Annotated in this window: 4 protein-coding genes; all 4 read left to right on the top strand. The window is 51.4% G+C overall.

Features of this window, described 5'->3' with window-relative positions; all coding sequences use genetic code 11:
* Positions 1–76 precede the first annotated feature (76 nt).
* The 4 genes from Q0482_RS06340 (at position 77) to serS (ending at position 4699) form a co-directional block, all read left to right on the top strand.
* Positions 77–760 (top strand): response regulator transcription factor, encoded by a 684-nt coding sequence (locus Q0482_RS06340; protein WP_299144782.1) that lies wholly within the window; start codon positions 77–79, stop codon positions 758–760.
* A 3-nt stretch (positions 761–763) separates the two neighbouring features.
* Positions 764–1306, top strand: a complete 543-nt coding sequence (rnmV, locus tag Q0482_RS06335) for a ribonuclease M5 (RefSeq protein ID WP_299144781.1) — start codon at positions 764–766, stop codon at positions 1304–1306.
* Positions 1306–2163 (top strand): 16S rRNA (adenine(1518)-N(6)/adenine(1519)-N(6))-dimethyltransferase RsmA, encoded by an 858-nt coding sequence (gene rsmA, locus Q0482_RS06330; protein ID WP_299144780.1) that lies wholly within the window; start codon positions 1306–1308, stop codon positions 2161–2163. The genes rnmV and rsmA overlap by 1 nt, the downstream gene beginning before the upstream one ends.
* A gap of 1216 nt (positions 2164–3379) precedes the next feature.
* A complete protein-coding gene (gene serS, locus Q0482_RS06325; RefSeq protein WP_299144779.1) occupies positions 3380–4699 on the top strand; it encodes a serine--tRNA ligase in 1320 nt (439 codons plus the stop codon).
* Positions 4700–5439 lie beyond the last annotated feature (740 nt).

The raw sequence follows: 5439 nt of genomic DNA, 5'->3' as shown, positions 1-5439 counted from the left end.
TAATATACCCATCTCTGTTCATAATAATAACAATAAAAGCAGCCTTTTCTTTTGCTATGTTAATTTGGGAGGTACTATGATGAGAAACTGTGTATTGATTATTGAACATGATCCCGCGGTGAGCCGCTTTATGCAGCTGAAACTGGAGGAAGCGGGATTTACAAGTATGATTGATAATACCGGAGAAACAGCGGTTGACCTGGTAGGCCAGAAGCAGGCGGATGTGGTGGTTCTTGACCCTGATGAACCCATGAAAGACGGCCATGAAATCCTTGGCAAAATCCGTGAAATCAGCCCTGTTCCGGTGATTTATCTGTCTGCTGATGCCGGCGTAGATGCCAAGGTGGCTGCGCTGAATGCAGGCGCTGACGATTATATGACGAAACCCTATGCCACCAAGGAATTGATTGCCCGCATCCGTGCGTCCCTTCGCCGCCATGATGAGCCTAAAATGGTGGTGGATCCGGCATTTACCATCGGAGATCTTTCCATTTATCCCGACCGTCATGAAGTGCGGGCAGGAGATGAAGTGATTGACCTCACAAAGAAGGAATTTGACCTTCTCCTTTTCCTTGCCAAAAATAAGAACCGTGTCATCAGAAGAGAAGAGATCCTGGAAAAGGTATGGGGCTACGGCTATGCCGGCAAAACCAATATTGTAGATGTATATATCCGCTATCTGAGAAGCAAGATTGATGAAAAAGTAGGGAAGAAATATATCCACACAGTCCGCGGCATCGGCTATGCGGCCAGAGACTGATTTATGATTAAACAAGTGATTGTAGTGGAAGGGAAATCGGATATCGCCCGGGTAGGCATGGCAGTGGACGCAGACATGATTGCTACCGGCGGCTTTGCTCTTACAAAGGAAACGGTGGAGAAAATCCGGTATGCCTATGAAAAGCGGGGCATTATCATCCTGACAGACCCAGACGGCCCCGGCGAACGGATCCGTCAGCGCCTTTCAAGTCTGTTTCCCAAAGCTCTTCATGCTTTCGTTCCTAAGTCGGAGGCTTCTACTGCTGACGACGTAGGCATTGAAGATGCGTCACCTGAAGCTATCCGAAAGGCTCTTTCAACACTCCGGATTTTATATCAGGAAGATTCCGGTCTTTTTTCTTCTGCCGACCTCTTTGCCGCAGGCCTCTCAGGTGAAGCGGATTCTTCCGAAAAACGTGCAAAAGTGGGGGCTGTCCTGGGCATAGGTTATGGAAATGCCAAGCAGTTTGTGAAAAGGCTGAATCATTATGGTATTACCCGTGAAGAATGGGATAAGGCACTGCAAATGTGCCGGGAGGATGCATAATGCTTGAAGCTAATCTTGCAGACCGCCAGGTAGTGCAGTATGTGATCCGACGTTTTGGCATTCATGCCAAGCACAAACTGGGACAGAATTTTCTTATCCGTCCCGACGTGATAGCTGCTATTGCGGATGCAGCTGAACTGGGGAAGAACGTGCCGGTCATGGAAATCGGTGCCGGTATCGGTACCCTCACCCAGGCTCTGGCAGAAACAGGGGCTGATGTCACAGCCTTTGAATTGGACAAAAGTCTGGAGCGGGTACTTTCTCATACTCTGGAGCACTATACCAATATCCGTATCATTTATGAGGATGTGCTCAAAGCAGACCTGAAAACGATTCTGGGGAATAAGGAATGGCGCTGTGCGGCGAACCTGCCATACTATATCACTACGCCAATCCTCCTGTCCCTCATTCAGTCTGCCCTGCCTATTTCTCTCTTTGTGTTCATGATGCAGAAGGAAGTGGCCGACCGCATCCTGGCTGAGCCCGGTTCCAAGGACTACGGAGCCCTGACTTTGGCAGTGAATTTTGACTGCACTGCGGAAAGGGTGCTGGACATCCCGCCATCCGCCTTCATTCCAAGACCTCAGGTCACATCCACCGTACTTAAAATCCGTCGGAGAGAAAAACCGGCGGTGGATGTAAAAGACAGGAAGCTCTTCTTCTCTCTGGTGAAAATGGGATTCGGCCAGCGCCGCAAAGTTTTCACCAATGCCATGAAGTCCGGCGGCATTCCGGCTGACTGGATTCCCGTTATTTTGGAAAAAGCAGGCATAGACGGAAAAAGAAGAGGCGAAACCTTCTCCATGGAAGAATATGGAAAACTGGCAGACGCCTGGTATGACCAGATACATCAATAAGAAAAGGGGCTGTGAAAAAATGACTTACATTTTTTCACAGCCTTTTTTTGATGAGAGGACACGCCCTGTGGGTGTGGGGGTTAAGAGGGTGCAAAAGGGTGGTAGTGGGCGCCCTTTTGGAAATATTGGGGAGCCATTATGATAAAACCCATTTAGTGAGCTGGTGTGATAGTGCACTAGTGAGCTAGTAAAACCAGGGAGCCGCCCTGGTGGGCGATGGAAAAGCGGCCCCATTTGGTGGCTGGCGCCACCACCTTTACCCAAAGGGAAGCATGTCACTGGATTCTCAGTCGTCTGCGACTCCCTACGAATCCAGTTCCTTTGCCACCCCTGTTCAGGGGGGCACTATGGACGCTCAGCATTGTGCCACATGAGTCTACAGGGAAGTGTATAGTGGCATATTCTCCCTCCTGAATAGAGGGGCAAGCGAACGTGATTTGTAGGGGAGCGGTAGCGACCCGAAAATCACGTGAGACGCTTTCCCGTGGAGGGAGTCCCGCGAAGCGGGATAGGGGGGTGGCCACCGGAGGTGGCCAATTCAGCAGAATGTTCAGCGCGATTTATGCAGCAGGAGGGCATTCCCGTAACGCTGACTTCACAATCATAGCCGCGCAGCGGTGCACAGCGAACTGGATTTGTAGGGAAGCGACAGCGACCCGAAAATCCAGTGAGTCGTTTCCCCTGTGGGGCTATCCACCACCCTCTGAACCCTTTGAACCCAGGCTACTCCGTGGCCCCAAAGGGCCCGCCCCCTTTGGTGCTGACGCACCACCTTTACCCAAAGGGAAGCGTGTCACTGGATTCTCAGTCGCCCAAGGGCTCCCTACGAATCCAGTTCCCTTGCCACCCCGCAAGCGGGGGAACAATAAATGGGGGAGGGAACCCTCTGAACCCGGGCCACTCCGTGGCCTAAAACCAAATATACCTTTACAAAAAATAATGCCGGCGCTATAATAAGGACAACGCAGGGAAAGAGAATACCTTTTCCCTTATGCCTTTAGAGAAGAGACGGCTGGTGAAAGTCTTGGCAGAAGGAAAAGTTTCCACTCAGGAGCGGCCGGTGAGGAACCGGACGGCTGGTGACCGATACGAACTATGAGCTGGCTTTTGCAAATTGGGTGGCACCGCGATGACTTCGTCCCATGGAGGGGTGAAGTTTTTTTATTTCCTCGTTTATATGCCCGGATGGGCAAATTTGATACAGGGAGAGATAGTTATGTTGGACATGAAATTTATTCGTGAACATGCGGATGAAGTGAAGCAGAACCTTGTGAACCGTCACAATCCGTTTGATCTGGACAAGGTACTGGCACTGGATGAGACGAGAAGGGAACTTCTGCAGGAAACAGAAGCGCTGAAGAGCGAGAAAAATGCAGAATCCAAGAAAATCGCCCAGGCGAAAAAGAATGGGGAAGATGCAGCCGATGCTATCGCTTCCATGAGAGAAGTAGGCAAGAAAATCGCCGCTATTGATAAGGAACTGGGCGAAGTGGAAGACACGCTGAATGAACTCCTTCTCCATATTCCGAACATGGCTGACAAGTCTGTTCCTATCGGCAAGGACGACAGTGAAAACCCGGAAGTCCGCCGCTGGGGTGAAATTCCAAAATTTGATTTTCCCATCAAAGCCCATTATGAACTGGGCGATGACCTGGGCATTCTGGATGCGGAAAGAGCAGGCAAGGTGTCCGGTGCCCGCTTCTATTTCTACCTTTCCGGCGCTGCCCGTCTGGAAAGAGCTGTGTATAATTTCATGCTTGACCTTCACACAAAGGAAAATGATTACACCGAAGTGATTCCGCCTTATATCATCAACGGGAAATCCATGCAGGGCACCGGCCAGCTGCCGAAATTTGCCGAAGATATGTACAAGGTAGAAGGGGAGAACATGTATATGACTCCTACGGCAGAAGTTCCGCTGACCAACTATTTCGCCGGTGAAATTCTGGATGGTGATATGCTGCCGGTTCATCTTACTGCCCTCACCCCCTGCTTCCGTAAAGAAGCAGGTTCTGCAGGCAAAGATACCCGCGGCCTCATCCGTCAGCATCAGTTCCATAAGGTGGAAATGGTGAAATACTGCAAACCGGAAGACAGCTGGGACGAACTGGAATCCCTTACCGCTGAAGCGGAAAAGGTACTGCAGCGTCTGAAACTCCCATATCACGTAGTATGTCTCTGCACCGGTGATATCGGCTTCTCCTCTGCCAAGACCTATGACCTTGAAGTCTGGATGCCGGCACAGAACAAGTACCGTGAAATTTCCTCCTGCTCCAACTGCCTTGATTTCCAGGCCCGCCGTGCCAATATCCGTTTCCGCCGCACTCCCGGTGCTAAACCGGAATTCGTTTATACCCTGAACGGCTCCGGCCTTGCTGTAGGCAGAACCGTGGCAGCCATTATGGAAAACTACCAGCAGGCTGACGGCACCATCAAGGTTCCGGAAGCACTGGTCCCCTACATGGGCGGTATCACGGTTATTGGAAAGAGAAACGGTTTCCCCAGCTCCAAACCCGCTGCTAAAGAAGATAAATAAGGAAATAAGAAAGTAAAAAGCCCCGCTTCATGGCGGGGACTTTTTCTCGGGAAAATGGAGCAAATAGGTGAGAAATGCACATAACCTAAGTCTCTTTCCACTGGAAGGAGCTGGGGGCAGGGCTTTCTCAAGCAAAGGCGCCGCCGACTGGTATGGTATAGTGGGCTGGTGAGCTGGTGTACTAGTGAGCTAGTAAAACCAGGGAGCCGCCCTGGCGGGCAGGGGAAAAGAGGCCCCCTTTGGTGGCTGCGCCACCACTTTTCCCCCCAGCTTCGCTGGTGGGACTATGGGTGCTGTGCTATGTGCCACATGAGTCTACAGGAAAGCGTAGAGCGGTTTATTCTGCCCCCTGAATAGGGATGGCAAGGGAACTGGATTCGTAGGGGAGCGGTAGCGACCTGAGAATCCAGTGACACGCTTCCCTTTGGGTAAGTCCCGCGAAACGGGATAGGGGGTGGCCATCGGAGGTGGCCAATTCCGTGACATGTTTAGCATGATTTATGCAGCAGAAAGGGAAATCCCGTAACGCAGGCTCCTTCCACTGGAAGGAGCTGCCCGATAGGGCTGAGGATAGGCCTTTGCAGAGCAAAGGCGCCGCCGAAAGGCGGCATTTTATAGAAGAGTCATTTAGGCCCCTGCGGGGCCTCGGCCTTTTTTCAAAAGGCCTGCTATCCTCCGTCGCCTGCGGCGACACCAACGGCCAGGCATTAAGGTGTTCGCTTTGTGTGCAGGCTATGCTC

This window comes from uncultured Dialister sp., assembly GCF_937959425.1.
GTDB lineage: Bacteria > Bacillota > Negativicutes > Veillonellales > Dialisteraceae > Dialister.
This window is presented reverse-complemented; position numbering and strand designations above follow the sequence as displayed.